Raw genomic sequence first — 26,814 nt, 5'->3', positions numbered from 1 at the left:
AATGATTAGTAAAGATATTAGTTTAGCTGTTCAGCATCTCAACCAAAACGGCATAATAGGTTTTCCAACAGAAACTGTTTACGGTTTGGCAGGAAATGCTTTTGACACAGAAGCCATTCATAAAATATTTGAAGTAAAAAAACGTCCTACTTTTAATCCTTTAATTGTTCATATTAAAGGAATTGAAGATTTAACACAAGTCGCTACAGAAATACCACCAATAGCTTATGAATTAGCTAATGCTTTTTGGCCAGGACCTTTAACTTTAATATTAAAAAAACAACCTTATATCCCAGATTTAGTTACAGCCAATCAAGATACAGTAGCGGTTCGAGTGCCTAATCATCCTGTGGCTTTAGAACTTTTGCATCAATTAGATTTTCCTTTGGTAGCTCCAAGTGCGAATCCTTTTAAGAGCATAAGTCCAACAAGCGCTGAACATGTTGAAAATTACTTTGGAAATCAAATCAATATGGTTTTAGAAGGCGGCGAATGTTCGGCAGGAATAGAATCAACTATTATTGGATTTGAAAATAATAGAGTAGTAGTATATCGCTTGGGAGCATTGGCATTGGAAGAAATTGAAAAAGTATCAGGAAGTGTAACATTATTAAACAAAAAAGATAAAAAACCAATCGCACCCGGAATGTTACTGAAACATTACGCTCCAAAAACCGATTTTATTCTAACTCGAAATGTTCAAGAAGAATTAGATTGGTATTCTGATAAGAAAATTGGATTGCTTCTTTACAATTCTTTCATGCCTGATTTTGAGAGAAAAAATCAAATCGTTTTATCGGAGGAAAGCGATTTAAAAATTGCGGCATCCAAATTATACCATGCGATGCATAAATTGGATAAAATGAATTTGGATTTAATCATTGCAGAACGCTTACCTGAATATGGATTAGGTATTTCAATAAACGACAGATTAGAAAGAGCCTCAAAAAAATAAACAAAACAAAATAAAAATTATAAAATGGATTTTAGCTTATTATTTGAAAATTTAACCAATCCGGCCTTACTTTATTTTATCTTAGGAATTATTGCAGTTAGCTTAAAAAGTGACTTAGAAATTCCTAATAATTCGTCTAAATTCATTTCTTTATACTTACTGTTTGCTATTGGATTTAAAGGAGGTCAAGAATTATCACATGAAACGATTAACAGTGAAATTATTTGGTCCATGCTATTCGGAATGTCCATTGCAATAGTGATTCCATTGTATACCTTTTTCATACTAAAACGTAAATTGAATGTATATGATGCTGGAGCCATTGCTGCAGCTTATGGTTCAATTAGTGCCGTAACTTTTGTAACTGCTGTTTCCTATTTAGAATCACATCAATTGGAACTTCACGGTTATATGGTAGCTATTATGGCGCTCATGGAATCGCCTGCCATTATTGTAGGTTTGGTATTAATATCGATTTTTAATAAAGAAAAAACGCAAAAAATTAATAAAACTGAAATTTTACGCCACTCGTTTACCAATGGAAGCGTGTTGTTGATTTTGGGAAGTTTGATTATTGGTTATCTTACAAGTGCCAAAGAAGCACAAGGAATTCAACCTTTTACCAATGATTTGTTTAAAGGGTTTTTAGCTATTTTCTTATTGGATATGGGAATCACAAGCGGAAAAAAATTGAAATCCTTCTTTGCTCATGGTTGGTTTCCGTTTGCTTTTGCCTTATTAATTCCGTTAGTAAATGGAGGTATTTTTGCTTGGTTGAGTGGATTTGTCACGGATGATGTATCTAATCGCTTCATTTTTGCCATTCTTGCAGCAAGTGCTTCTTATATTGCTGTTCCTGCGGCTATGAAAATAACGGTTCCTAAAGCTAATCCAGGTTTGTTTTTACCCATGGCATTAGCCATAACATTTCCTGTTAATATTACCATTGGAATGCCTATATACTTTTACATAGCTCAACATTTTTAAATTTTAGATACTTTTCAAGGATTAAAATAGATTTAAAGTTTTTTTATTTGATTGAAAATCTTAAATTCGATAAACTTTAAACTAAATTTTATGAACTCAGAAAACAATGTGGTGGTTTCTTATGCAACCGATGCGGACAGAGCTACTTTTTTTAAAAAGACGTATAGTCATGTTGCTTACGCTATTTTAGCTTTTATGCTAGTAGAATCAATTTTATTGCGAATTGTTCCTATGGATTGGATATTAGCTATGATGGGTGGGAAATTCGTTTGGTTATTTATTTTAGGATTATTTTGGTTGGGTTCTACCTTATCAGACCGATTGGTTTTTCATCCTGATAGAGACAAACAATATTTAGGTTTAGGATTATACGTGCTATTACAAGCAATTGTTTTCTTACCAATGATTGCTATGGCTGTTTTATATTCTGGTAGCGAAATGATTATGCAAGCAGCGATTATCACCTTATTCATGTTTTCTGGATTAACCGCTGTTGTTTTTATGACAAAAACGGACTTTTCTTTTTTAAGAACTGCAATAACTATCGGTGGTTTTGTAGCTTTAGGAGTAATTGTTGTAGGTGCAATTTTTGGATTTAATTTAGGATTATGGTTTTCTGTTGGTATGGTGGTATTGGCTTCGGCAAGTATTTTATATCAAACTAGTCAAATTAAAGACCAATTCAGTACAGATCAATACGTAGGTGCTTCATTACAATTGTTTGCTTCGATTATGTTATTGTTCTGGTATATTTTAAGAATATTAATGAGCAGAAAATAATTGATTTTCAAAAGATATTTAAAACCCTGAAATACTAAATTTCAGGGTTTTTCGTTTTTTACTCTTTATGAACATCTTTAAATTGAAGCATTTCAAATAATCGTTGTTCTTTTTCATTGTCAAATCCACATGTTGATTTGAATTCTTTTGGATTTTCATAAGTTCCAAAAAGCATGTCCCACCAAACAATATCGCCATAATTATTCGTATGCTTATTGTATTCATGGTGAATTCTATGCATTTCTGGACGTTGAAAAATATACCCAACCCATTGCGGTGTTTTTACATTAGTATGATAAAAGAATTCACCCAAAGCTGTAAATAGTGTATAAACAGCGCCAGCTTCAACATCTAATCCTAAAGTGGTAAACACTAATAGACTTCCAATAATTGAATTTACAGTCATTTCCAGAGGATGCTTATAAAATGAAGTAATAACTTCTAAACGTTGTGGACTATGATGAATTTGGTGAAAATGCGTCCATAAATAATCGATTTTGTGTCTCCATCTGTGCCACCAATAAAAGATAAATGTTGCAATAAAGTAGGCGATAAGTCCGCCTAAAAATGGGTTTACATGATTTGAAAGATGGAATAAGGAATATTGTGAAAGCCAAATTTCCCAAGTATAACCTGCTAAAGTCACAACACCTAATTGAATAAAGTTTACTGCTAAAACTCTGATAGTCCAAGTAGGAACTTCTGGTAATTTCCAACCCGGAATTAATCGCTCTAATAAAAAGCAACCTCCAAAAACGATAAAGATGATGGTAAGTGTCATAGTAATTTTTTTAATTGATTTCTATACCAAAATTACTATCCACTAAAGATACAATTGATGCACCTAAGTTAATAAATGCGTTTTCGGATGCGGCTTAACGATTGCGGTTTTACTCCAACATAGGAAGCAATTAAATATTGAGGAATACGTTGGGTCAAATCCTTGTAATGTTCCAAAAAATAGCGGTAACGATCTTCTGGATTATAACGATGAACCGTCAACAATTGATTCACCATGATAATAAATCGATGCTCAATAATAATTCTCCCTAATAAATTGGCATTTTTTGAAATCTTATAGAGTTCTTGTAATTTATCATAATCAATAACTAAAAATTCACAATCCTCTAATGCTTGAATATTTTGTATTGACGGTTCTTTAGAAATAAAACTTCCATAATCTGCAACAAATTCACCTTCTTTGGTAAATTCCAAAGTTGCTTCTTCATCATTTCTAAAAACGTAATAACGAACCAATCCTTTACACAAAAAACCAAGTTTAGTACACACTTCTGTAGCTTGTAAAAAGTGTTCATTCTTTTTCAACTTGTAAGGTTTGAAAGCATCTAAGAACAATTGTTCTTCATGGGCTTCTAAATTGGTAATCTGTTTTAATGTTTGTAAAAGAATATCAGAATTTTGCATAAAGTCATTGAAGTTGAATTGAGAAATACTTTTTTAATTGTTTTCACGTTTCATAAAAGTATGAAAAAGTTTATAATTATTCTTGCGATTCTATTTTTTAGTTGCCAATCCAACGAAACCGAAAAGTTAACCGTTGGCATTCAACCTTATGGCATATTTCCAGAAGATAAAACTGACACTATCGCTAAGACAATTGCCGATTTTTATCAGATTAAAACGGTTATTCTTCCTGCTAAAGAATTATATAAAGAAGCTTTTACAGAAGTGAAATCACCTCGTTATCGTGCAGATAAAATGATTAATTTACAGAAAAAGAATATAGTAGATTCGATAGATTTTGTTTTAGGATTGACTTCAAAAGATATTTCGGTAACAAAGAAAGACAAATGGGGAAAAATAAAAACCCCAACCTACAAATATGCTGATTGGGGAATTATGGGTTTGGCGTATTGCCCAGGGAATAGTTGTATTGTTTCGACTTTTCGCATTCAACATCCCAATTCAAAAACACATTTTACACGTTTTAAGAAAGTTGCAGTTCATGAATTTGGGCATAATTTAGGATTACCGCATTGTCCAGACAAAACCTGCGTTATGACAGATGCTGTGGAAAGTGTGAAAACTATTGATCATGCGAAATTGGCGTTGTGTGGGAAATGTAAAGCGCAATTGAATTAATACTTTCCACTTAACAATTCACCACCAATAGCTGATTTGGCTTCGATTCCTAATTTCTTCATCATTTCGTATGTTGTGCAAACCGCTGCTGAAGTGACAGGAATTCCGCATTCTGCTTGTATTAAATCAATCGCTTCTAGCGATGGCATTTGTACACAAGCTGAAGCAACCAAAACATCCACATCGGTTAAATCCAATTGTTTATAAATCTCCAATAAATTCATCGGATTTTGAGCAGCCACTTCTAAGTTATCTGGAATTTCCAATGCAATGCTTTGTTTTACTTTGATACCTTGATTTTCGATATAATCCACCACCATGTCGGTTAATGGACGCATATATGGTGTGATAATTGAAATTTGTTTCGCACCTAAAACTTTCAATCCATTAATCAAAGCACCAGCCGAAGTTACAATTGGAGTAGGGAAGTCGTTTGCTACCGTTTCTTGATGTAAATTTACTTCTGATACACAATGATAACCGCGACCCATACTCATAATGGCTACTAAACAAGCATAACCCATTACGTCAACATGAGCATCAGATAATTCTTGCGCACATTTTAAACTCATGGCATCCATAGCTTCCAATTCTTCTTTGGTAACTTTTTTCATGCGCATTCTACTGCTGTGAAACGTAAAACGTTCTGGTAAAATGGTTTCGCGTGAACGAAAGATTGCTGGTATTTCGGTTTCCATCGTTACGTTTGATGATGGAACTATTTGGCCTATTCTGTATTTTTTCATTATTCTTATTTTAACCGCAAAGACACAAAGGTTTTCGCAAAGTTCGCAAAGTTTTTATATTTCTCTAATTGTATTTACTATTGTACCAATTCCTTCCACAGTAGCTTCCACAACATCTCCATCATACATCCATTCTTGAGGATCTCTTCCTGCTCCAACACCTGCTGGTGTTCCTGTTGCGATGATGTCGCCAGCATCTAAAGTAAAAACGGTACTTAAATCTTCAATTAAATCGTTGATGTTGAATAACATTAATTTAGTATTCGAATTTTGTTTTTCAACTCCGTTTACTTTTAATGACAAATTCAAGTTGTGTGGATTTTCAATTTCGTCCTTTGTTACGATAACTGGCCCCATTGGAGCAAAAGTATCTTGTCCTTTGGAAACAATCCATTGTCCTTCACGACGACAATCACGCGCTGAGATATCGTTGATAACTGTGTAACCAAATACATAATCTAATGCTTCAGATTTTGGCACGTATTTTCCTTTCTTTGAGACAATTACAGCTAATTCACATTCCCAATCTAATTGCGAAGTCAACTTCGTATTTTTGATGATTTCAGTATTCGTAGCCGTAACTGTTGTTGGTGGTTTTGAGAAGATAATTGGTTTTGTTGGAAGTTTTCCAGTGGTATCTAAAGTACGAGCACTTTCTGCCACATGTTCGGTATAATTCAAACCAATTCCGATGATATTTTTTCTTGGTTTTTCGATTGGTGCTAAAATCGTTACTTCGTTCATTTCATAAGCGATTTCTTCGAAGAAATTTTCAGGTGTCTCCGCAATCATTTCTGTGATTTCTGGAATAATTTCAAATCCCATATCAATTAATTCCAACATATCGTTAGGTAATGGGAAATTTGATATCTCTCCAAAATCTTCCATGTCAATTACTTGATTGTTATGAATGAAGCCTAAACGTGGCTCGGTGTCTTGTGTTTTGTAAGTAAGTAGTTTCATATTCTTTATTTAAACGCAAAGAGCGCTAAGTTTTGCGCTAAGTTCGCAAAGTTTTAATTATTATTGATTTTTGAACTTGATATTGTTATTGAACTTGTTGATGTCCGTTGTTTTCTGTTAATTCTCTTCCTTGAAATAATCCTAAACCTTCAATCACCGGTAAATCATTGAAATTGAAAAGGCAAGCATCTTCTGTTTCAGAAAGATTGTGATGTTCGTGCCAAGCCCAACTCGGAACACAGAAAATATCGCGCTCTTTCCAATCAAAACGTTTTCCGTTGATAATGGTGTAGCCTTTTCCTTTCGCACATTGGTACACAAATGAACCCGTGTGTTTGTGTGCTTTTCCTTTGAATCCTGCTGGTAATAATTGCATAGAAGCTCCCATAGTTTGCATTACGTGTCCGCCAGTTAACGGATTCGAATATTGCATAAAAATCCCATCAAACGGATTGACTTCATTGACTTTTTGGGCTTCTAATAACGCTGGATAAACGTTTTTCCAAGAATATTTGAATAGTGGAGAATAGGGTTTGTCCCAAGTTTTATCTGCTGGAATTAATCCTGCACCACCATAAGTCATGGGTGAGAAGTTTAATGGTGCTGTTAAGGGTTGTTTTCCATCATAAACCGCATAATCATTAGCTTCTAAAGCATTTACTAAGGGAATATCCAATCCATCTTGCCAAATACAGGTTTTTCCGCCTTCTTCCACGCCATGTTCGTGCCAAGTGGAATTAGGAGTAATGACAAAATCATTCACTTCCAACATAATTTTATTCCCATCTACAACGGTATATCCTTTTTCGCCTTCCATAATAAAACGTAGGGCAGAAGCACGATGACGATGTGCCGAAGTACTTTCTCCAGGGCGAGTGACTTGAATTCCAGTATACAACCAACCTACAGCTGCCGAAACATCTTTTCGGTTATCGTTAACCAAATACACTACGCGTCTTCCAGCTTGTTCAGGTGTTACTAATTCGGATGATTTTAGCACTAAATCGCGTAAATCGTCATATTTCCAAAGCATTGGAACGGATGAAGAACGTGGTTCCCAAGGTTCTATATCATTAGCAACTGTCCATAAGGCACCAGCGCCAAGTGTTTCTAATTCTTTGTAGTACGCAATTAATTCGGGAGAGTCTTGAACTCGAGCTCTTCCGTATTGGTCGTCTGAATAGTTGTTTTCTTCCATAATCTTATATTTTAATTGGTGACTTCGAGAGCCTCAGTCGCCAATTATTTATCTTTTATTAAATTCTTCGGGATTATCAATAAACGTAATTTTTCTTGTAGGCGCAGTGTTTACACGCAAATCAAAAATATCAAAACGATTATAATGTCCTAAAATATCGTGCATTTGTTTGGGTTGGATGCATTTTGCTAAGTCAATTTCGGCATATACCATTCCTTCTTCGTCGATTAGGGGTTGCCCAATAACAGCGCCATTTGGACCTATAAATCCAGAGAAAGCGGAACTTTTTCTATCCAATAATTCATCTACATTCGGAACATCGGCACGTAAAGCATCTTTGATTTCTTGCGAAACAGTCGAACAAGAAACAATCGTAAATAATTTCCCTTCAAACGAATGTGCAGCGGCACGAATTTTAATTGCTTCCGCCATATCGTAATCCGGTGGTGCTACAGGAAGCGAAATATAATTCGCAATATGAATTAATTCGCCTTGAGAAAGTAGCGTAAAACGCGCTAAAGTATTGGTGTTTTCGCCACAAGCTAAAGTTCCGATTGGTCCGATTTCGGTATTGTAGACTTTTAAAGATGAACCATCACCTGAAGACCAGGTTAGTTTTTCGGCCCATGTTGGGACTAACTTTCTGTGTTTTCCAACGATAACGCCTTTGTTGTCGATGATTAAATTGGTATTGTATATTTCTCCATAGCTTTTGCCACGTTCGTTGATTCCCATCACTATATGGATATCGTTATCTTTGGCAGCTAAGCAAAGTTTCTTGATTTCAGGACCTGCTACATCAACCGAATTTTTATATAATTCTTCGTACCATTTGCTACCTTGAACAGGCGTCATAATCCAATTCCAATACGGATATCCAGCGATAAATACTTCTGGAAAAGCGATTAATTTTGCTCCGTTATTACTAGCTTCTTTAATAAAAGAAATGGCTTTATCCACTGTTTTTTCAACATTAAGAAATACAGGAGAAGTTTGAACGGTTGCGGCTTTGAATTTTTTGAATTCCATAGTTATATAATTACGAATTTAAAATTACGAATTATGAATAGAAACGAGATTAAGTCGTAATTCATAATTGGTAATTCATAATTTTATTCTTCATTTCTTCTGTGAAAGGTTCAGCTTTAATACCGTTTCTTTCCGGATTGAAAGCTACGTTTACTAAGGTAACTTCGCCTTCTAAAACGGTGTTTTCTGATTCATTTACAAACTGAAATCCGCAGAGTATTGACGAGTTTTTTAATTCTTTTACCCAAAGTTTTTTGGTTAAGATTTCTCCCAATCTTGCAGCATTTTTGAATTGAATTTTTAAATCAACCGTCGGAATACCATTGGTTTCGTGCATTTTTGAAAAAGGACGATCTAAGGCTTCTTCAAACCAATCTTCTACTAAACAATTTAGCATTTCTAAAAATCTTGGATAGAAGACAATTCCAGCATAATCAACATGTTGGAAACGTACTTTTTCTTCTTTTGTGAATTGACTCATTATATGTCTTTCTGTTACTATTTCTAATTTATTTCAACTTAAATCGCTGTATTTTCCCAGTCTCTGTTTTCGGCAAACATTCCACAAAATTAATTAATCTTGGATATTTATACGGAGCAGCTACTTCTTTGAACCAGTGTTGAATACGATTTCTCATTACATCTGTTGCTTTAGCATTGTCATGTAATACAATATGAGCGCAAACTAACATGCCTCGTTCTTCATCGGGTAAACCTACTACGGCACATTCCAAAATATCTTCGTGGGTTAAAAGTACGGATTCTACTTCAATTGCCGCAATATTGTAACCAGAAGAAATTATCATATCATCGCCACGAGCCACAAAATGAAAATAACCTTCTTCATCTTGACGGAAAATATCGCCTGTGATGTTCCAACCCTTTTCTACATATTCTCGTTGTTTTTCTTCTCGGTTTAGGTATTTACAACCTGTAATTCCTCGAACTGCTAACCTTCCGGCTTCGTTTCTTGGTAATTCGTTGCCTTGTTGGTCTATGATTTTAGCTTCGTAACCTGTAATCGCTTTTCCTGTAGCGCCTGGTTTCATATTTTCTTCATTTGACGAAATAAAAATATGCAACATTTCTGTAGCGCCAATTCCGTCAATGATTTTTAAACCTGTAGCGTCGTACCAATCTTGCCAAACTTTCAAAGGCAAGGTTTCACCAGCAGATACACATTTTCTCAAACTCGAAATATCGTAATCCTGAACTTTTGTAGTGATGATGCGCCAAGCAGTAGGAGCGGTAAAGCAAATCGTGATTTTGAAGTCTTGAATCGCTTTCAACAATAAATCTGGACTTGGTTTTTCGATAAGAAATGTTGAAGCTCCGAAATACATTGGAAATAATACTAATCCGCCTAAACCAAAAGTAAATCCTAAAGGTGGACTTCCTGTAAAAATATCATTTGGAGTGGCTTGTAGTGAATATTGTGGAAACGCTTCGCAAATATTCAAAATATCTTTGTGATAATGTGCCGTCATTTTGGGTAAACCTGTTGTTCCAGAAGTGAAACCAATCAAAGCCACCGAATCTGATTTTGAATGATAATTGTCGAATATTTTAGACTTAGAAGCCATTAATACTTCTAATTGTGAATTCCCATAAAAACACGTTTGTTTTAAGAAATCGGATTTTACCAAATGGATTTCCTCTTCCAATTCCTTATCACACATCACATGCGAAATTTCAGCACAATCGATAATTGTAGTCAATTCTTTAGAACGAAGCAATGGCATGGTTGCCACAACAATTCCACCCGCTTTTAAAATAGCGAACCAACACGCCACCATCATCGGATTATTAGCCGAACGAATCAAAACACGATTACCCGATTTTAATCCTAAATCATCCACCAAAACGTGAGCAATTTGATTCGCTTTTTCATATAAATCTTGATACGTCCAAGTTTCCTCAAACGTACGAATGCAAATGTTATTTCCGCGACCTTCTCGAACATGGCTATCTAACAATCTTTCTACGCAATTCAGCATTTCTGAATGTTGGAATTGAGGTAAATCCAAAAAGGTATATTCTGGTTGTAATTCCAGAGCAGGTAAGCTATTGTGAGCGAAATTATCTTCGTAATGTTTCATAATCCCTAATTACTTCTTATTACTTTTCGGTTTTAATGCTTTTTTCATTCCTTCCACTTGTTTTCTTTCCGAAGCTTTTAGCGGATACAAATGCGAAATTCCCATTTTGTATGGATTTGGGATATCATTCGCTTGAAATTGTTCGTAAGCTTGTGCGTTTCTAACGAAATTAGCATCTAACAATAAAGGTCTTCCTAAAGCTACTAAATCGGCTCTTCCGTTTAAAAGAATGGTATTGATTTGGTCAATATCTTGAATATATCCAGTGGTAATGGTTGGAATATGAACGGTATTTCGAACAGCATCCGAAAAAGGTGTTTGCCACATTCTACCCGTTAATGGTTTTTGACCTGCGACCGTATTTCCCGTTGAAACATTAATAATGTCAGCTCCAGCAGATTTAAAAGCAGTTGCAATAGTGATAACTTCTTGTTCCGAAATTCCGTTTTCTGCCCAATCTGTTGCTGAAATCCGCACTGAAATAGGTTTTTCAGTTGGAAATACTTCACGAATCGCTTTAAATACTTCTAATGGATATTTCAAACGATTATCGATACTTCCCCCAAATTCGTCCGTACGGATATTAGTCAATGGCGATAAGAATGAAGCTAATAAAAATCCGTGGTGCGTTTGTAATTCAATCATATCAAATCCTGCTTCGTCTGCATTTTTAGTAGCTTGTACGAATTGTGCTTTGATTTCCTCCATATCTTCCAAAGTCATTTCCTTTGGAGTAGCAAAATTTTCATTGAAAGGAATAGGAGAGGCGGAAATTAAATTCCAAGGTGTTTCCAATGGTCTGTTGCCTTCCCAAGGTTTTTTAGTAGCACCTTTTCGTCCTGAGTGTCCTAATTGAATTCCGATTTTAGTTGAAGTATTATCATGAATAAAATCGGTGATTTTTTTCCATTGGTTCAATTGTTCTGCATTGTAAATTCCTGCACAACCTTCTGTGATTCTTCCAGTTTCAGAAATGGCGGTCATTTCGGTAATGATTAATCCTACACCACCCGTAGCGCGACCTCCGTAATGTACTAAATGCCAATCAGAAACCAATCCGTCAGTAGCGGAATATTGTCCCATTGGCGCCATAACGATGCGGTTTGGGAGTTCTAGTTCTCTTAATTTGAATTTTGAAAAAGCTGCTGATTGATTTTTTTCATTGACTTTGCAATTGTCATTGAATTCTTCTAAAACTTTATCTGTAAACGAACTATCTCTTAAACGTAAATTTTCATACGTCACTTTTTTAGATCGGGTCATGCATCCAAAAGCAAATTGTTGGAAGGAATGTTGCATGTGACGATCCATATTTTCGAACCAATCTAAAGAAACGATTGCGGCATATTGAATCATTTCTACTGTATTTCTTCTGGTTTTATCATATTGCTCAAAAGCCGCTTGCACGTTATTTGGATTCGCAATTACGGCATCTGATAATCCGATAGCACAATCCATTGCTAATTTGGTTCCTGAGCCAATAGAGTAGTGGGCGGTTGCTTTTGCATCGCCTAACAAAACAATATTATTATGATACCAATTTTCATTCGTTACATGCGGAAATTGACGCCAATGTGATTTGTTTGAGATTAGCGGATGACCATCTAATTCTTCTTTGAAGATTTCTGCGATTTTGGTCATCGTATCTTCTTCATTTGTGACTTCAAAGCCGTGTTTTTGCCACGTTTCATCTGAACATTCAAAAATCCATGTACTCATGTCTTCTTCATATTGGTAGGAGTGAGCAACTATAGTTCCGTGAGGTGTACTTCTGAAGAAATAAGTAAATGCATCCAGCGGTTTTGTAGAACCTAACCAAACAAAGCGGTTTTTCTTTAATTCGATTTTAGTTCCGAATTCCTTTTGGTATTTTGTTCGAATAGCACTTGCAATTCCATCTGTTGCAAGAATTATATCAGAATCTGCGAATTGCGATAAGTCTTCTACATTTTGTTCGAAATGCAAATTCACACCTTCTTCAATACAACGTTGTTGTAATAATTGTAACAATGTTTTTCTCGAACAACCACAAAAGCCATTTCCAGCAATGTTTACTGATTCACCATCACGAGCCACGATAATATCGTCCCAATACGCAAATTTGCTACGAATTAATTCATAGGATTGCATATCGCGTTTTAGGAATTCACCTAGCGTTTCGTCTGAAAAAACGACTCCAAAACCAAAACTATCATCAGGTTTATTGCGTTCGTAAATATCGATTTGGCAATGAGGCATTGCTTTTTTGGTTAATATCGAAAAGTAAAGTCCGCCTGGACCACCACCTATAACTGTTATTTTCATATTGATTAGCACGCGGATAAAACTGATTTGCTTTGCAAAACCCTGATTTCCGCAGATTTTTAATTTATTGTCTTTTGATTGAAAAAATTTCTCCTAATTTACTATAATTTGAACCTGCTAAACGAGCAACAGGTTTGTATTTGTCTAAGTTGATTCTGTGATTTTCCATTAGAATAGAATCATCGATATGCATTGTGATAATTTTACCAATAATAATACAAGCACCACCATTTTGATGCTTTTCAATGAAATAATGATGTACCATTTCACATTCAAAATGGACTAAGCTTTCTTTTACTCGTTTTGGTTGAATATATACTGAATTCATTGGTGTTACATTTGCCAATTCAAATTCATCAATATCAGAGGCTACAGACTGAGACGTAGTATTCATTTGTTCAACTATATCTTCAGTGACTAAATTGACAACGAATTGTTTGTTGTCTAGTATATTATTTAAGGTGTCTTTGTTTTTGTTTCCAGTTCTAACAGTTGAAAACATAACGTGTGGCGGATCTTCGCTTACTACATTAAAAAAGGAAAAAGGCGCAAGGTTATTAATTCCATTGGCATCAATTGTTGAAATCCAACCTATTGGTCTAGGAATTACAGTTCCTGTTAATAGTTTATATAAAGCGGAAGATTCCGTATTAGTAATATCGAATTGCATGGTTTAGTGTTGTTTCTACAAATTAAATAAAATAACTATACTATTTCATAACAAAAATGCATTTTTTTTCATTTTAACAAAATTAAAAATGTAGTGATTTTGAGTTTAATTTATACTATTCACAATTTTAAAACCTAAAAATTGAAAGAAGTAAAAAAATGAATTGAAATTTTTATCATATTATTTTTTGTATATTTTGCAAAATTAGTATATTTATGCAAAAATTATATATATGGAGATTTTATCCTGTCCAAAGTGTCAAAGCGACAATATCGTTAAAAGTGGTATCATCAAAGATAGACAGCGCTATTTATGTAAATCCTGTAATTATTACTTCACTGTCAATAAATTAGGAAAAAAGATAGATGATTACTATGTAACCAAGGCTTTGCAATTGTATCTAGAAGGTTTAAGTTTTAGAGAAATTGAGCGTATTATTGGGGTTTCGCACGTTTCAATTAGTAATTGGGTAAAAGAATTTAAAATCAAGAAGCCGCCACATCCTAATTACCATCCAACATATAAGATTTTTAAACATAATGAATTGGTTGAATTCCTACAGAATAAAGACCAACTATCTGGTGCAGGTATGATTATTACTGAACTTGGGGATAAATTCATGTTGATAAAATGGGAACGATTTAAAGATTAACTATAGCAGTTTACAAAAATATATACCGTAATTTTTTTCGTTAACAGAAATTCAGAATTTGGTCATGCAGAAATGCCCAACTAACCAAATTTTAATTATGAAAAAATTACTAACTATTTCAGGATTATTTTTATCTCTGCTAGTATCTGCTCAGGGTTCACCTGATTACGGTGGAGGTTTAAAATTTAATTTAAATCCAGAAGGAAGCAAATACATGCGTTTTATTGCATGGAATCAAGTTTGGCTTCGTTCAACCGATTTGAATCCAGGTTCTATGATTGGAGATGAATCTGTTTCTTCTTATGAAGATGCTGGCTTACGTCGTTTACGATTGTTAGCTTATGCGCAAATTTCACCTCGTTATATGATTTTGACTCATATTGGGATTAACAATCAAACTTTTATTAATGGTGGTGCTTCAGGTTCGGCTGGAACTGGTGGATATGGAGCAGGAAAAAAACCGGGAATATTTTTCCATGATGCGTGGAATGAATATGCTGTAGTTTTACCTCAAGAATCAAAACCTTTTAGTTTATCTATTGGAGCTGGATTACATTATTATATGGGATTATCTCGCATGACTATGTCTTCCACTTTAAATTATTTAACTGTTGATGCTCCGATTTTCAATTGGCCTTTAATTGAAAATTCAGATCAATTTGCAAGACAAATTGGAATTTTCGCTAAAGGAAAATATAACAAATTCGAATATCGTTTTAGTATCAATAAACCTTTTTCTACAAATCAAACACCAACAAATGTTACCGATGCAAGCATTGCAAGAGCTGTAGATAATAACAATGTTACTCAATGGTCAAAAGCGGGTTATGTGGAATATCAATTCTTTGATAAAGAAGCTAACTTTTTACCTTATAAAGTGGGAACTTATTTAGGAACTAAAAAAATGTTCAATATTGGAGCAGGTTTTTACAATGCACCAAAAGGAACGCAAACTTCAGTAAACGGAGTAATTGAAGAACATCCAATCAACTTATTTGCTGGTGATGTTTTCTTGGATATGCCAATTGGAGCTAAAGAGAAAAAAATGGCAATTACTGCTTACAGTGTTTTCTATAATTATAATTTCGGACCAAATTATTTAAGAAATCTTGGAATTATGAATGAAAGTATTGCGGATCCATCATTTTCAGGTTCACCAGCATTAGCAGGAGCAGGGAATTTACAACCTATGATTGGTACAGGAAATATTTGGTACACACAAGCAGGGGTTTTATTGCCAAGCAAAAGTGAAAAACCAAAAGTAAGAATTCAACCATTTGGAGCTTATACTTATAAAAACTTTGAAGCTTTAGAAAAAGCAAGTAGCCAATTTGACTTAGGTGCTAACTTTTTCTTAGACGGTCATCATGCAAAAATTACTACCCAATATTCAACACGACCTGTTTACACAGCAGTTGATAAAATTGACAAGTATAAAGGAGAATTCATCATACAATTACAAATCTATTTATAAACAACTAATAAAACTATTCATTATGAGTGATCAAAAACACGCTACGGCATATTGGAAGGAAAATTTACGATACCTTCTAATTTTATTAAGCATTTGGTTTCTATGTTCGTACGGAGCAGGAATTCTATTTGTAGACCAATTAAACGCAATCAAATTAGGTGGATTTCCATTAGGATTTTGGTTTGCCCAACAAGGATCAATGTATGTTTTCGTAATCTTAATTTTTGTCTATGTTCGTTTGATGAACAAATTAGATAAAAAATATGGTTTTGATAACGATTAATTTAACTTTAAAATATTAAAATCATGGATGTAAAAATTTGGACCTATATTATCGTAGGAATTACGTTTGCTATATATATTGGAATTGCAATCTGGACCAGAGCGGGTTCTACTAAAGAGTTTTATGTAGCTGGTGGAGGCGTTTCCCCATTAGCAAATGGTATGGCAACTGCTGCCGATTGGATGTCTGCCGCATCATTTATTTCAATGGCCGGAATTATTTCTTTTGCTGGTTACGATGGTGCTGTTTACTTAATGGGTTGGACCGGAGGATATGTGCTTTTAGCATTACTTTTAGCACCTTATTTGAGAAAATTTGGAAAATTCACAGTGCCTGATTTCATTGGAGATAGATATTACTCAAAAACTGCGCGTTCAGTAGCTGTTTTCTGTGCTTTGATTGTATCGTTTACTTATGTAGCTGGTCAAATGCGTGGAGTAGGAGTTGTATTTTCAAGATTTTTAGAAGTTGAAATTAATACTGGTGTAATCATCGGGATGATAATTGTTTTATTCTATGCTGTTTTAGGAGGAATGAAAGGTATTACCTATACTCAAGTAGCACAATATTGTGTATTGATTTTCGCTTTCATGGTACCTGCGATTTTTATCTCGATTCAAATGACAGGTAACCCAATTCCACAATTAGGAATGGGTGGAACGGTAGTAGGAACAGACACTTATTTACTTGATAAATTAAATGGTTTATCTACAGAATTAGGTTTTGCAGAATATACAGATGGTTCAAAATCAATGTTAGACGTATTTGCAATTACTTTAGCTTTAATGGTTGGAACAGCAGGATTACCACACGTAATTGTTCGTTTCTTTACTGTAAAAAACGTTAAAGATGCTCGTAAATCTGCAGGTTTAGCTTTAGTGTTTATTGTTATTTTATATACAACTGCACCTGCTGTATCTGTTTTTGCAAGAACTAATTTAATCGAAACTGTAAGTAATAAAGAGTATGCAGAAATGCCTCAATGGTTCAAAAACTGGGAAAAAACGGGGCTTTTAATGTTTAATGATAAGAATGCCGATGGTAAAATCCAATATGTAAAAGGTGATGCTTTTATGTTGAAAGATGGTAAACCACAAAAAGACCAACCAAACGTTGAAAGTAAAAACGAATTATATATTGATAATGATATTATGGTGTTAGCAAATCCAGAGATTGCTAAATTACCTAACTGGGTTATTGCATTAGTTGCTGCTGGAGCTTTAGCAGCTGCACTTTCAACTGCTGCTGGATTATTATTAGTAATTTCTGCTGCTGTTTCTCATGATTTAATCAAGAAAATGGTGAATCCAAATATCTCTGAAAAAGGGGAATTATGGACAGCACGTATTTCTGCTGCTGTGGCTGTAATTATAGCTGGATATTTTGGAATTAATCCACCAGGATTCGTTGCGGCTGTGGTAGCATTAGCCTTCGGATTAGCTGCTGCATCTTTCTTCCCAGCTATTATTTTGGGAATTTTTAATAAAAGAATGAACAAAGAAGGAGCTGTTGCAGGTATGGTTGTTGGTATGGCATTAATGTTATACTATATGGCTAAATTCAAATTAGGATGGATAGGCGAAATGCCAGACAAATCAGAATGGTGGTTTGGAATTTCTCCAGAAGGTTTTGGAACGGTTGCGATGATTGCTAACTTTATTGTTGCTTTAGTAGTAAGTAAATTTACTCCAGCTCCACCTCAAGAAGTACAAGATATTGTTGAAAATATCCGTATTCCTTCTGGTGCTGCAGAAGCTGGGGCTGCACATTAATTTTTTGGTTTACCTACTATTTTATAACTCTGCTCTTGTTTTTCGAGAGCAGAGTTTGTATTTTTAAAAAATGTAAGCAATTCAATATGAAAAAAAGACATCAGCAAAAATTAGTTGTATTATCACTTTTATTACTATTGGTACTCAATTTACCAATCGTTTTACTATTTGATAGTGCCGATAATGTATTGGGATTACCTGTAATTTACATTTACATTTTTTCAGTTTGGTTATTTTCGGTTTTAATGTCATGGATTGTAGTACAACGTTATTATGAATAGTGCTGTTTTATTACTTATTTTATTAGGCTACTTGGGTATTCTTTTTTTTATAGCGCATTGGGCTGAAAAAAAAGAAAATATCAAATGGACTAATAATTCATACATCTATTCTTTATCATTAGCGGTGTATTGTACGGCTTGGACGTACTATGGAAGTATTGGAGTAGCAGCAAATTCGGGTTTAGGATATTTGCCTATATATATTGGACCTATCATCATAATTCCCGCATGGATTATTATTTTAAAGAAAATCATTCGCATTTCTCGAGTGAATAAAATTTCAAGTATTGCTGATTTTATTTCCCTTCGTTATGGTAATAGTCGTTTTTTAGGAGCCATTGTAACTGTCGTTTGTTTGGCCGGAATTACTCCTTACATCGCTTTACAATTAAAAGCAATCTCAGAAACATTTCATATTGTAACAAAAACGAATACAAGTTCTTATATTTTTGATGACACCACGACTTATGTCGCCATCGCTTTAGCCTTATTTGCTTCTTATTATGGAACACGCTATGTAGATGCTTCGGAAAAACGTAAAGGAATTGTAACTGCTGTAGCTTTAGAAAGTATTCTAAAGTTAGTATTCTTCTTAATCGTTGGAGTTTACGTTACTTTCTTCGTTTTTGATGGATACGATGATATTTATGCTAAAGCCTCTCTTTTACAAAACTTCAAAGAGAAAAATACCATTGGTGGATTAGAACAAGGATTAAACTGGTTCTTTTTGAGTATGGTTTCGCTTTTTGCTATTTTCTTATTGCCAAGACAATTCCAAATGTCGGTAGTGGAAAATAACAGAGAACGCCATATTAAAACCGCGATTTGGTTATTTCCTTTGTACTTATTATTGTTCAACCTTTTTGTCTACCCAATTGCTTGGGGTGGAAATGTTTTATTTGAAGGTCAAAATGTAAATGCTGATACGTATTCACTTTTAATTCCTCAATTTTTCGATAATAAAACCTTAACTGTTTTAGTTTTTCTTGGCGGATTTTCAGCTGCGATATCAATGATTGTTGTTTCGAGTATCAGTTTGTCTACGATGTTGAGTAACAATTTATTAATTCCGTATACTTTCTTAGGAAAATTAAAGAACGAAGAACAAATTATCAACAACAAAAAGATTGTCAACATTCGTAAAATCGGAATCTTTTCATTAATTATCGGAGCTTATTTCATTTACCGATTCTTCGCATTAGATTACAGTTTGGTTTCTATTGGATTGATTTCGTTTGTGATTATTGCTCAATTAGCACCAGCCTTTTTCGGAGCCATTTTTTGGAGAAGAGGTTCAAGAATGGGAGCTATTTATGGAATTTTAATAGGATTTTTAATTTGTATTTATACGTTGTTATTGCCTTATGCTATTGGGTTAACCAATAATGAAAGTTCGTTTATTTCCGAAGGTTTCATGAAAATTGGGCTTTTAAAACCATTCCAACTTTTTGGATTGGATTATTTGCAACCTGTTCCTCATGCTTTGTTTTGGAGTATGTTGTTCAATACGCTGACTTATTTCGCGGTTTCGGTGAGTTTTAAAGGAAATTATCGCGAACGCAATTATGCCGAAATGTACGTTGACATCGATAAATACAGTACCAATCATGAAAACGCTTTTGTTTGGAAAGGAACGGCTTATACACGCGATATTGAAAAAGTCTTAATCCGATTTTTAGGAGAAGAACGTACCAAACGCGCTATGAATATCTTTAATGTGAAGTACAATGTGGACAAAGATCAAGAATTGGCTGATGCTCGTTTGGTCAAATTCGCTGAGAATTTATTAACGGGTCACATTGGAACGGCTTCCGCGCGAATTCTGATTTCGAGTGTGGTGAAAGAAGAAAAAGTCACTTTACCTGAAGTTTTGAAAATTCTGGAAGAATCGAAAGAAAATATCACCATCAATAAAAAATTGACCGAAACTTCGAACCAACTCCAAAAAATCACTTCGGAATTACAAAAAGCGAATGAAACTTTGGTTCGAAAAGATGTTCAAAAAGACGAATTTTTAGACACGGTAACTCACGAACTTCGTACGCCAATTACTGCTATTCGTGCTGCGAGTGAGATTTTACATGATGATGACGAAATTCCAGAAGAATTACGAAAACAGTTTTTACAAAATATCATTTCCGAATCCGACCGATTGAATCGTTTGATTGATAAAATTTTGGATTTAGAAAAATTCGAAACCGGAAAACAAACCATTCATCCAAGTCAAAACAACTTAATTGCAACGATTGAACATTCGATAGAACCTCTAAAACAATTAATTAAAAACCGAAATATCAGCGTTTATGTTGAAAGTAAAGATACGGTTTTGGCTTTTTATGATGAAGACAGAATCATTCAAGTGGTTACCAATTTACTTTCAAACGCCATTAAATTCTGTCCCGAAACTGATGGCTTAATCACGATTCAAGTCAAAAAGAAAGATAATTTCATAGAAACTTCGGTTCAAGACAACGGAAAAGGTATAAATCCTAACGATTTTGACGTTATATTTGACAAATTTTATCAAGCTTCCAACCAGAATTTCAAAAAACCGGTGGGTAGCGGATTAGGATTGGCGATTTGTAAGCAAATTATAGAACATCACAAAGGTAGAATTTGGGTAGAACCAAGTGTAAAAGGCGCTTGTATTGTATTCACTTTGCCGATAAAAAATATTGAAAATACAGATTTATGAAAAAGATTTTAATAGTAGACGACGAACCTAATATCGTAATGACGCTGGAATACACCTTCAAGAAAAGTAATTACGAAGTTTTCATAGCGCGCGACGGGCAAGAAGCTTTAGATATTTTAAAAACTAATTTCCCTGATGTTATTATTTTAGATATCATGATGCCCATGGTTGACGGTTTTGCCACTTTAGAACAAATCAGAAAAGACGCTAATTTACAACATACCAAAGTCATGTTTTTATCCGCAAAAAATAAAGAAAGTGACATTGAAAAAGGTTTAGCACTTGGTGCTGATGCTTATATGACGAAGCCGTTTTCGATTAAGAAAGTGGTGGAGAAAGTGGAGGAGTTATTGAGTTAAATGAAAAGTATGAGAATATTATTAATAATCACTATTGTTTTTTCTTTCTTATTTGTAAGCTGCTCAACTGGTTATGAAAACGATGGAGATGTAGTTTATTATGAACATTGGAATGAAGGAAGCGGACAACATAAAAAAATACTTGATGCTAATCCAAAAACTTTTAAAGTTTTAGAATTCAGTAATTATGCAAAAGATGACAAATTCGTTTTCTATCAAGGTGTAAAGATAATTGGTGCAGACGCAAAAACTTTTGAAGCAATTGATGAATTTTATGCAAAAGATAAAAACTACGGTTGGTATGGTTCTGATACAATAAAAACTTCAAATGGTAAGACTTTTAAAGTGATTAATAGTTATTTTTCTACAGATGGAAATGACGTATTTTATACTACTGAACCTTTAAAAATGATTGAACCTAAAAATTTTAAAATTGTTGAAGGTGAAAATAATAACGATACTTGGACAACAGACGGAAAATATTATTATTACAATCAATATAAAGTACCATCGGATGATTATGATAATTTAACAATTTATCCAAAAAGTGGAGGGATTTCAAAAGATAAAAATTGGGTTTATTTTCTAGATCATAAGCTTAATTATAATATTGAAGGAAAGAAAGTTGTAGATACTATTGATGTAGCTTCTTTCAAAGTTACCGGTTATATAGAATGTAGAGACAAGTTTAGTTGTTTCAACGTTTACCATGGAAGAGAAAAATGTGAGTAAAACCCTTTATCAGTAATATTCAAAAATTATTTTGTTTTTTTACCTTTAATCTATACCTATTTAGCAAGATTAATTCATTTAGCATTATTTTATTTTCTACATTTACTAAAGAAAATAAATCACATAAATTGAATAATACAAATGAATTATTGCGATATTTATAATAAAAGTATAACTTCTTCTGAAGAATTCTGGAAAGAACAAGCCAATCAATTAGAATGGTATAATCAACCTTCCAACATTTTATCAACCGATGAAAACGGTTATCCACTTTGGTTTACCGATGGAGATTTGAATGCTTGCTATCTTGCAGTAGACAAACACATCCAAGATGGTTATGGAGATCAAGTAGCTATCATCTACGATTCACCCGTTACACAAACTGTTAAAAAGTATACATTTAATGAAGTTAAAACCGAAGTAGCTAAATTAGCTGGCGGTTTATTATCACTTGGATTAGAAAAAGGCGACACCGCTGTAATTTACATGCCAATGATTCCTCAAGCAGCTTTTGCTATGTTAGCTTGCGCTCGAATAGGAGTAACGCATTCCGTAGTTTTTGGAGGTTTTGCACCGCATGAATTAGCCATACGTATTGATGATTGCGAACCTAAAGCCATTATTACCGCATCATCTGGAATTGAAATCGACAGATTAATTGCCTACAAACCTTTAGTAGATGAAGCTATTGAATTAGCCAATCACAAACCTGAAAAAGTGGTAGTTTTCAATAGAAAATTAGGAGCAAGAGTTCCCTTTAAAAAATACGATGTCGATTACGATGCTTTAGTTTATGGTTCCGAAGAAACGCCTTGTATTCCTGTAAATGCTACGCATCCTTTATATATTTTATATACTTCTGGAACAACAGGGAAACCAAAAGGAATTGTAAGAGATACAGGTGGTTATGCTACCGCACTTAAATTTTCAATGCAACATATTTACGATGCAAAAGAAGGTGATGTTTTTTGGGCAGCTTCTGATGTGGGTTGGGTAGTTGGACATAGTTATATTGTCTACGGACCTTTAATGAATAGAAATACTACGGTTCTTTTCGAAGGAAAACCAATCCGAACTCCTGATGCGAGTACATTTTGGCGTGTTATTGCTGAACATAAAGTAAATATCATGTTTACGGCTCCAACAGCCATTCGTGCTATTAAAAAAGAAGATCCAAATGGAGAGTTCATCAAACAATATGATTTAAGTAGTTTACGAATTCAATTCTTAGCAGGTGAACGTTGTGATGTAGCAACTTTAGAATGGTATCGCGAACATATTCCAGTTCCAGCTATCGACCATTGGTGGCAAACAGAATCAGGTTGGCCAATGATTGCTAACATGATGGGAGTAGAGTATTTGCCTATAAAACCAGGCTCGGCAGGAAAAGCGGTTACAGGTTATGATATTAGAATTTTTGGAGAAAACGGACAAGAATTAGGTCCAAATGAAGAAGGATATGTAGTTATCAAATTGCCATTACCGCCAGGAACTTTATTAGATTTATGGAAAGACAACGAACGTTTTAAAGCAGGATATTTAAACAAGTTTCCGGGTTATTATTTCTCAGGTGATGGCGGATTTAAAGATACTGACGATTATATTTACATCACAGGTAGAGTAGATGATGTCATTAATGTAGCAGGTCACCGACTTTCAACTGCTGAAATGGAAGAAATTGTAGCTTCACATCATTCCGTAGCAGAATGTGCAGTTATTGGTATTAATGATGAATTAAAAGGTCAAATTCCTTTAGCATTAGTAGTAGCTAAATCTGGAGAAGATATTGAACATTTTCAATTACAACATGAAGTGGTGCATTTAGTTCGTGAGCAAATTGGAGCGGTGGCTTCATTGCGTGATGTAGTTATTGTTCAACGTTTACCCAAAACACGTTCTGGAAAAATTCTTCGTAAAATGATGCGAAGCATTGCTGATGGTGAACAATTTCAAGTTCCATCAACTATTGATGATGAAGCTATTATCGATGAAATTAGAGATGTTTTAGAACATGCTAAAATTGGTTGTTTTAAATAATTTTGACCTATCACTAATTACTTTTTACTAATCACTTAACTATATCTATTTAGCAAGAAAATATAAAATTCTTAAAACAGATTGGTTATCTTTACATTATCAATTAAAATAAAGCTAAAAAATGAGTTATTATAAAATACACGATTTAGAAAATTACTTTAAAATGTATAAGAAATCGGTGCGTGAACCAAGAAAATTTTGGGATCGTATTGCTGATGAAAACTTTACTTGGTACCAAAAATGGGACAAAGTTTTTGAAGTAGATATGCAAGAAGCCAACTTTAAATGGTTTTTGAATGCAAAAGTAAATATCACTAAAAACTGTATCGACAGACATTTAGCAAAAAGAGGTGATAAAACCGCTATCATTTTTGAATCAAATGATCCAAGCGAAGCAGCACAACATATTTCGTACAACGAATTATACGTTCGTGTGTCTAAAATGGCAAATGTTTTGCGCGATCAAGGTATCAAAAAAGGCGATAGAGTTTGTATTTATTTACCAATGATTCCAGAATTAGCCGTTGCTGTATTAGCTTGTGCTCGAATTGGTGCTATACATTCTGTTGTTTTTGCTGGATTTTCATCTTCGGCAGTTGCTAGTCGTATTAATGATAGTGAATGTAAAATGGTGATTACTTCTGACGGAAGTTATAGAGGTAATAAATCAATTGATTTGAAAGGAATTGTTGATGAAGCTTTAGAAAAATGTCCTTGTGTAGAAACTGTTTTGGTAGTAAATAGAACCAATACAGAAGTAACTATGAAAGAAGGCAGAGATTTATGGTTACAACCATTAATGGATGCTGCTATAGGTAACAATGTCGCTGAAATTATGGATGCGGAAGATCCGTTATTTATACTGTATACTTCGGGTTCTACAGGGAAACCAAAAGGAATGGTACATTCTACTGCCGGATATATGGTTTACACCGCTTATACCTTCAAAAACGTATTCAATTACGAAGAAAACGACGTGTATTGGTGTACCGCAGATATTGGTTGGATTACAGGTCACTCTTATATTTTATACGGACCACTTTTAAATGGTGCTACAACTGTAATTTTTGAAGGTGTTCCTTCTTATCCAGATTTTAGTCGCTTTTGGGAAGTGATTGAAAAACATAAAGTTACACAGTTTTATACCGCTCCAACAGCAATTCGTGCTTTAGCAAAAGAAAGTTTAGATTATGTTCAAAAATTCCCACTAAGTTCATTAAAAGTCATTGGTTCAGTAGGTGAGCCTATTAATGAAGAAGCATGGCACTGGTACAACGACCACGTAGGAGGAAAGCGCTGTCCACTAGTAGATACTTGGTGGCAAACCGAAACTGGAGGAATTATGATTTCACCAATTCCATTTGTAACACCTACAAAACCAACATATGCTTCGTTACCATTGCCTGGAATTCAGCCTGTTTTAATGGATGAATTACGTAATGAAATTGAAGGTAATCAAGTAACCGGAAGTTTATGTATTAAATTTCCTTGGCCTTCAATGGCAAGAACAATTTGGGGCGATCACCAACGTTATAAAGAAACGTATTTTACAGCTTTCCCAGGTAAATATTTCACTGGTGATGGGGCTTTACGCGATGAAGTTGGGTATTATAGAATTACCGGTAGAGTAGATGATGTTATCATTGTTTCTGGACATAATTTAGGAACGGCGCCAATTGAAGATGCTATCAACGAACATCCAGCTGTTGCAGAAAGTGCAATTGTAGGTTTCCCTCACGATATAAAAGGAAATGCATTATATGGTTTCATTATTTTGAAAGAAACGGGTGAAGGACGTGATAGAGCTAACCTAGCAAAAGAGATTAATCAATTGATTTCTGACCAAATAGGTCCAATTGCGAAATTAGATAAAATACAATTTGTAAGTGGTTTACCAAAAACACGTTCAGGTAAAATCATGCGTAGAATATTAAGAAAGATTGCTGAAGGAGATTTCTCTAATTTTGGAGATATTTCCACTTTATTGAATCCTGAAATAGTGGAAGAAATTAAAAACGGCAAGCTCTAGTTTTTTAGTTTTATTGGTTAAGAAACTGCTTCAGCAATGGGGCAGTTTTTTTTATTTTAAATCTCTAATTTTCTCTTCAACTTTAAAAATAACAAACCAGTTATAAACGCATCACCACTTGCTGTGTGTCTATCTGATTTTTTGATTTTGTAGATATCACATAATTCATCTAAAGAACTGTGCTGTTCTTGTGGTAAGTATTTCAATTTCTGATACATAATATCAGTATCCATAGCTTGATTTTGTAATTTTCCAACATCCAAACGATTCAATGCTTGATTAATCATTTCAATATCAAAATCTACGTGATGACCTATTAATGTTGCATCTTTAATAAAATCTAAAAAACGTATTACAGCTTCGGCTTCCACGATTTTTTCTTCTTTTCCTTCTCTTAAAATACCATGAATTGGCACCGATTCTGGTTTAAAAACGTCTTGTTGTAGAAAAACTTCCATAAAATCCCCTACAATAATTTGGTTGTTTTGAATAGCAACTGCACCGATAGATAAAATTCTATCCGATTTATAATCCAATCCGGTAGTTTCGCAATCAAAAACTACATAACGCTTTTCTTTACTCTGATTTTCATTAAAGTAACTTAGGTAAGTTTCCCAAAATTTAGGATAATCTTTTACTATTTTCTTAAACCAATTGAACTTCATA

General features: G+C 34.1%; 25 protein-coding genes. 14 read left to right on the top strand and 11 right to left on the bottom strand.

Features of this window, described 5'->3' with window-relative positions:
- Position 1: 1 nt before the first annotated feature.
- The 3 genes from C8D80_RS02340 to C8D80_RS02330 all read left to right on the top strand — a co-directional run bounded on the left by C8D80_RS02340 (position 2) and on the right by C8D80_RS02330 (position 2,722).
- Complete coding sequence (locus C8D80_RS02340; protein WP_133606979.1) at positions 2-955, top strand: L-threonylcarbamoyladenylate synthase; 954 nt, start codon at positions 2-4, stop codon at positions 953-955.
- A 24-nt stretch (positions 956-979) separates the two neighbouring features.
- Positions 980-1,942: a sodium-dependent bicarbonate transport family permease gene (locus tag C8D80_RS02335; protein WP_133606977.1), complete on the top strand. Its 963-nt coding sequence runs from the start codon at positions 980-982 to the stop codon at positions 1,940-1,942.
- Between the two features lie 90 nt (positions 1,943-2,032).
- On the top strand, positions 2,033-2,722 hold the full coding sequence (locus C8D80_RS02330) for a Bax inhibitor-1/YccA family protein (protein ID WP_133606975.1): 690 nt from the start codon (positions 2,033-2,035) through the stop codon (positions 2,720-2,722).
- A 58-nt stretch (positions 2,723-2,780) separates the two neighbouring features.
- On the opposite strand, the gene C8D80_RS02325 is transcribed toward C8D80_RS02330, so the two are convergent.
- A complete protein-coding gene (locus tag C8D80_RS02325) occupies positions 2,781-3,503 on the bottom strand; it encodes a sterol desaturase family protein (RefSeq protein ID WP_133606973.1) in 723 nt (240 codons plus the stop codon).
- Between the two features lie 68 nt (positions 3,504-3,571).
- Entirely contained in the window at positions 3,572-4,147 is a 576-nt protein-coding gene (locus tag C8D80_RS02320; protein WP_133606971.1) for a Crp/Fnr family transcriptional regulator, read from the bottom strand.
- A 60-nt stretch (positions 4,148-4,207) separates the two neighbouring features.
- On the opposite strand from C8D80_RS02320, the gene C8D80_RS02315 reads away from it, so the two are divergent.
- The gene (locus C8D80_RS02315; RefSeq protein ID WP_133606969.1) at positions 4,208-4,825 is read left to right on the top strand and encodes a matrixin family metalloprotease; all 618 of its coding nucleotides are present in this window, start codon (positions 4,208-4,210) and stop codon (positions 4,823-4,825) included.
- Here C8D80_RS02315 and C8D80_RS02310 read toward each other — a convergent pair.
- The 8 genes from C8D80_RS02310 to C8D80_RS02275 all read right to left on the bottom strand — a co-directional run bounded on the left by C8D80_RS02310 (position 4,822) and on the right by C8D80_RS02275 (position 13,834).
- Positions 4,822-5,571 carry a maleate cis-trans isomerase family protein gene (locus C8D80_RS02310; RefSeq protein ID WP_317125863.1) on the bottom strand — a complete coding sequence of 250 codons (750 nt, stop codon included), beginning with the start codon at positions 5,569-5,571 and terminating at the stop codon, positions 4,822-4,824. The genes C8D80_RS02315 and C8D80_RS02310 overlap by 4 nt on opposite strands.
- 54 nt (positions 5,572-5,625) lie before the next feature.
- Entirely contained in the window at positions 5,626-6,534 is a 909-nt protein-coding gene (locus C8D80_RS02305) for a fumarylacetoacetate hydrolase family protein (RefSeq protein WP_133606967.1), read from the bottom strand.
- A gap of 85 nt (positions 6,535-6,619) precedes the next feature.
- On the bottom strand, positions 6,620-7,732 hold the full coding sequence (locus C8D80_RS02300; RefSeq protein ID WP_133606964.1) for a cupin domain-containing protein: 1,113 nt from the start codon (positions 7,730-7,732) through the stop codon (positions 6,620-6,622).
- A gap of 48 nt (positions 7,733-7,780) precedes the next feature.
- Positions 7,781-8,761, bottom strand: coding sequence for a carbon-nitrogen hydrolase family protein (locus C8D80_RS02295; protein ID WP_133606962.1), 981 nt, complete (start codon positions 8,759-8,761; stop codon positions 7,781-7,783).
- Positions 8,762-8,822: 61 nt separating this feature from the next.
- Entirely contained in the window at positions 8,823-9,242 is a 420-nt protein-coding gene (locus C8D80_RS02290; RefSeq protein WP_133606960.1) for an acyl-CoA thioesterase, read from the bottom strand.
- Positions 9,243-9,270: 28 nt separating this feature from the next.
- Positions 9,271-10,860, bottom strand: coding sequence for an AMP-binding protein (locus C8D80_RS02285; RefSeq protein WP_133606958.1), 1,590 nt, complete (start codon positions 10,858-10,860; stop codon positions 9,271-9,273).
- A gap of 9 nt (positions 10,861-10,869) precedes the next feature.
- A complete protein-coding gene (locus C8D80_RS02280) occupies positions 10,870-13,164 on the bottom strand; it encodes an oxidoreductase (RefSeq protein WP_133606956.1) in 2,295 nt (764 codons plus the stop codon).
- A 64-nt stretch (positions 13,165-13,228) separates the two neighbouring features.
- Positions 13,229-13,834 (bottom strand): flavin reductase family protein, encoded by a 606-nt coding sequence (locus C8D80_RS02275; RefSeq protein WP_133606954.1) that lies wholly within the window; start codon positions 13,832-13,834, stop codon positions 13,229-13,231.
- A gap of 232 nt (positions 13,835-14,066) precedes the next feature.
- Here C8D80_RS02275 and C8D80_RS02270 point away from each other — a divergent pair, with 232 nt between their 5' ends.
- The 10 genes from C8D80_RS02270 (at position 14,067) to acs (ending at position 26,148) form a co-directional block, all read left to right on the top strand.
- Positions 14,067-14,486 (top strand): IS1/IS1595 family N-terminal zinc-binding domain-containing protein, encoded by a 420-nt coding sequence (locus C8D80_RS02270; RefSeq protein WP_026725866.1) that lies wholly within the window; start codon positions 14,067-14,069, stop codon positions 14,484-14,486.
- 97 nt (positions 14,487-14,583) lie between these two features.
- Positions 14,584-15,960: a porin gene (locus C8D80_RS02265; protein WP_133606952.1), complete on the top strand. Its 1,377-nt coding sequence runs from the start codon at positions 14,584-14,586 to the stop codon at positions 15,958-15,960.
- Between the two features lie 22 nt (positions 15,961-15,982).
- Entirely contained in the window at positions 15,983-16,243 is a 261-nt protein-coding gene (locus C8D80_RS02260) for a DUF4212 domain-containing protein (protein ID WP_133606950.1), read from the top strand.
- A gap of 23 nt (positions 16,244-16,266) precedes the next feature.
- Complete coding sequence (locus C8D80_RS02255) at positions 16,267-18,015, top strand: sodium:solute symporter family protein (RefSeq protein WP_133606948.1); 1,749 nt, start codon at positions 16,267-16,269, stop codon at positions 18,013-18,015.
- 86 nt (positions 18,016-18,101) lie between these two features.
- Positions 18,102-18,296, top strand: a complete 195-nt coding sequence (locus C8D80_RS02250) for a hypothetical protein (protein WP_133606946.1) — start codon at positions 18,102-18,104, stop codon at positions 18,294-18,296.
- Positions 18,289-20,991, top strand: coding sequence for an ATP-binding protein (locus C8D80_RS02245; protein WP_133606944.1), 2,703 nt, complete (start codon positions 18,289-18,291; stop codon positions 20,989-20,991). The genes C8D80_RS02250 and C8D80_RS02245 overlap by 8 nt, the downstream gene beginning before the upstream one ends.
- Complete coding sequence (locus C8D80_RS02240) at positions 20,988-21,350, top strand: response regulator transcription factor (RefSeq protein ID WP_133606942.1); 363 nt, start codon at positions 20,988-20,990, stop codon at positions 21,348-21,350. The genes C8D80_RS02245 and C8D80_RS02240 overlap by 4 nt, the downstream gene beginning before the upstream one ends.
- 9 nt (positions 21,351-21,359) lie before the next feature.
- Complete coding sequence (locus C8D80_RS02235; RefSeq protein WP_158633778.1) at positions 21,360-22,082, top strand: DKNYY domain-containing protein; 723 nt, start codon at positions 21,360-21,362, stop codon at positions 22,080-22,082.
- Positions 22,083-22,223: 141 nt separating this feature from the next.
- Positions 22,224-24,119, top strand: a complete 1,896-nt coding sequence (locus C8D80_RS02230; protein ID WP_133606938.1) for an acetate--CoA ligase — start codon at positions 22,224-22,226, stop codon at positions 24,117-24,119.
- 121 nt (positions 24,120-24,240) lie between these two features.
- Positions 24,241-26,148 (top strand): acetate--CoA ligase, encoded by a 1,908-nt coding sequence (acs, locus tag C8D80_RS02225; protein ID WP_133606936.1) that lies wholly within the window; start codon positions 24,241-24,243, stop codon positions 26,146-26,148.
- A gap of 56 nt (positions 26,149-26,204) precedes the next feature.
- Here acs and C8D80_RS02220 read toward each other — a convergent pair whose 3' ends face one another.
- A complete protein-coding gene (locus C8D80_RS02220) occupies positions 26,205-26,813 on the bottom strand; it encodes a 3'-5' exonuclease (RefSeq protein ID WP_133606934.1) in 609 nt (202 codons plus the stop codon).
- Between the last annotated feature and the right edge of the window lies 1 nt (position 26,814).

Origin of the sequence: Flavobacterium cheniae, assembly GCF_004363695.1 — a bacterium.
Taxonomy (GTDB): domain Bacteria; phylum Bacteroidota; class Bacteroidia; order Flavobacteriales; family Flavobacteriaceae; genus Flavobacterium; species Flavobacterium cheniae.
This window is presented reverse-complemented; position numbering and strand designations above follow the sequence as displayed.

Coding starts and splice junctions, on each gene's coding strand:
- C8D80_RS02275 (WP_133606954.1), bottom strand. CDS start 13,834: ATGCAATTCGATATTACTAATACGGAATCTTCCGCTTTATATAAACTA.
- C8D80_RS02325 (WP_133606973.1), bottom strand. CDS start 3,503: ATGACACTTACCATCATCTTTATCGTTTTTGGAGGTTGCTTTTTATTA.
- C8D80_RS02220 (WP_133606934.1), bottom strand. CDS start 26,813: ATGAAGTTCAATTGGTTTAAGAAAATAGTAAAAGATTATCCTAAATTT.
- C8D80_RS02280 (WP_133606956.1), bottom strand. CDS start 13,164: ATGAAAATAACAGTTATAGGTGGTGGTCCAGGCGGACTTTACTTTTCG.
- C8D80_RS02305 (WP_133606967.1), bottom strand. CDS start 6,534: ATGAAACTACTTACTTACAAAACACAAGACACCGAGCCACGTTTAGGC.
- C8D80_RS02250 (WP_133606946.1), top strand. CDS start 18,102: ATGAAAAAAAGACATCAGCAAAAATTAGTTGTATTATCACTTTTATTA.
- C8D80_RS02270 (WP_026725866.1), top strand. CDS start 14,067: ATGGAGATTTTATCCTGTCCAAAGTGTCAAAGCGACAATATCGTTAAA.
- C8D80_RS02265 (WP_133606952.1), top strand. CDS start 14,584: ATGAAAAAATTACTAACTATTTCAGGATTATTTTTATCTCTGCTAGTA.
- C8D80_RS02330 (WP_133606975.1), top strand. CDS start 2,033: ATGAACTCAGAAAACAATGTGGTGGTTTCTTATGCAACCGATGCGGAC.
- C8D80_RS02310 (WP_317125863.1), bottom strand. CDS start 5,571: ATGAAAAAATACAGAATAGGCCAAATAGTTCCATCATCAAACGTAACG.
- C8D80_RS02285 (WP_133606958.1), bottom strand. CDS start 10,860: ATGAAACATTACGAAGATAATTTCGCTCACAATAGCTTACCTGCTCTG.
- C8D80_RS02255 (WP_133606948.1), top strand. CDS start 16,267: ATGGATGTAAAAATTTGGACCTATATTATCGTAGGAATTACGTTTGCT.
- C8D80_RS02245 (WP_133606944.1), top strand. CDS start 18,289: ATGAATAGTGCTGTTTTATTACTTATTTTATTAGGCTACTTGGGTATT.
- C8D80_RS02260 (WP_133606950.1), top strand. CDS start 15,983: ATGAGTGATCAAAAACACGCTACGGCATATTGGAAGGAAAATTTACGA.
- C8D80_RS02340 (WP_133606979.1), top strand. CDS start 2: ATGATTAGTAAAGATATTAGTTTAGCTGTTCAGCATCTCAACCAAAAC.
- C8D80_RS02290 (WP_133606960.1), bottom strand. CDS start 9,242: ATGAGTCAATTCACAAAAGAAGAAAAAGTACGTTTCCAACATGTTGAT.
- C8D80_RS02315 (WP_133606969.1), top strand. CDS start 4,208: ATGAAAAAGTTTATAATTATTCTTGCGATTCTATTTTTTAGTTGCCAA.
- C8D80_RS02240 (WP_133606942.1), top strand. CDS start 20,988: ATGAAAAAGATTTTAATAGTAGACGACGAACCTAATATCGTAATGACG.
- C8D80_RS02320 (WP_133606971.1), bottom strand. CDS start 4,147: ATGCAAAATTCTGATATTCTTTTACAAACATTAAAACAGATTACCAAT.
- C8D80_RS02235 (WP_158633778.1), top strand. CDS start 21,360: ATGAGAATATTATTAATAATCACTATTGTTTTTTCTTTCTTATTTGTA.
- C8D80_RS02300 (WP_133606964.1), bottom strand. CDS start 7,732: ATGGAAGAAAACAACTATTCAGACGACCAATACGGAAGAGCTCGAGTT.
- C8D80_RS02335 (WP_133606977.1), top strand. CDS start 980: ATGGATTTTAGCTTATTATTTGAAAATTTAACCAATCCGGCCTTACTT.
- acs (WP_133606936.1), top strand. CDS start 24,241: ATGAGTTATTATAAAATACACGATTTAGAAAATTACTTTAAAATGTAT.
- C8D80_RS02230 (WP_133606938.1), top strand. CDS start 22,224: ATGAATTATTGCGATATTTATAATAAAAGTATAACTTCTTCTGAAGAA.
- C8D80_RS02295 (WP_133606962.1), bottom strand. CDS start 8,761: ATGGAATTCAAAAAATTCAAAGCCGCAACCGTTCAAACTTCTCCTGTA.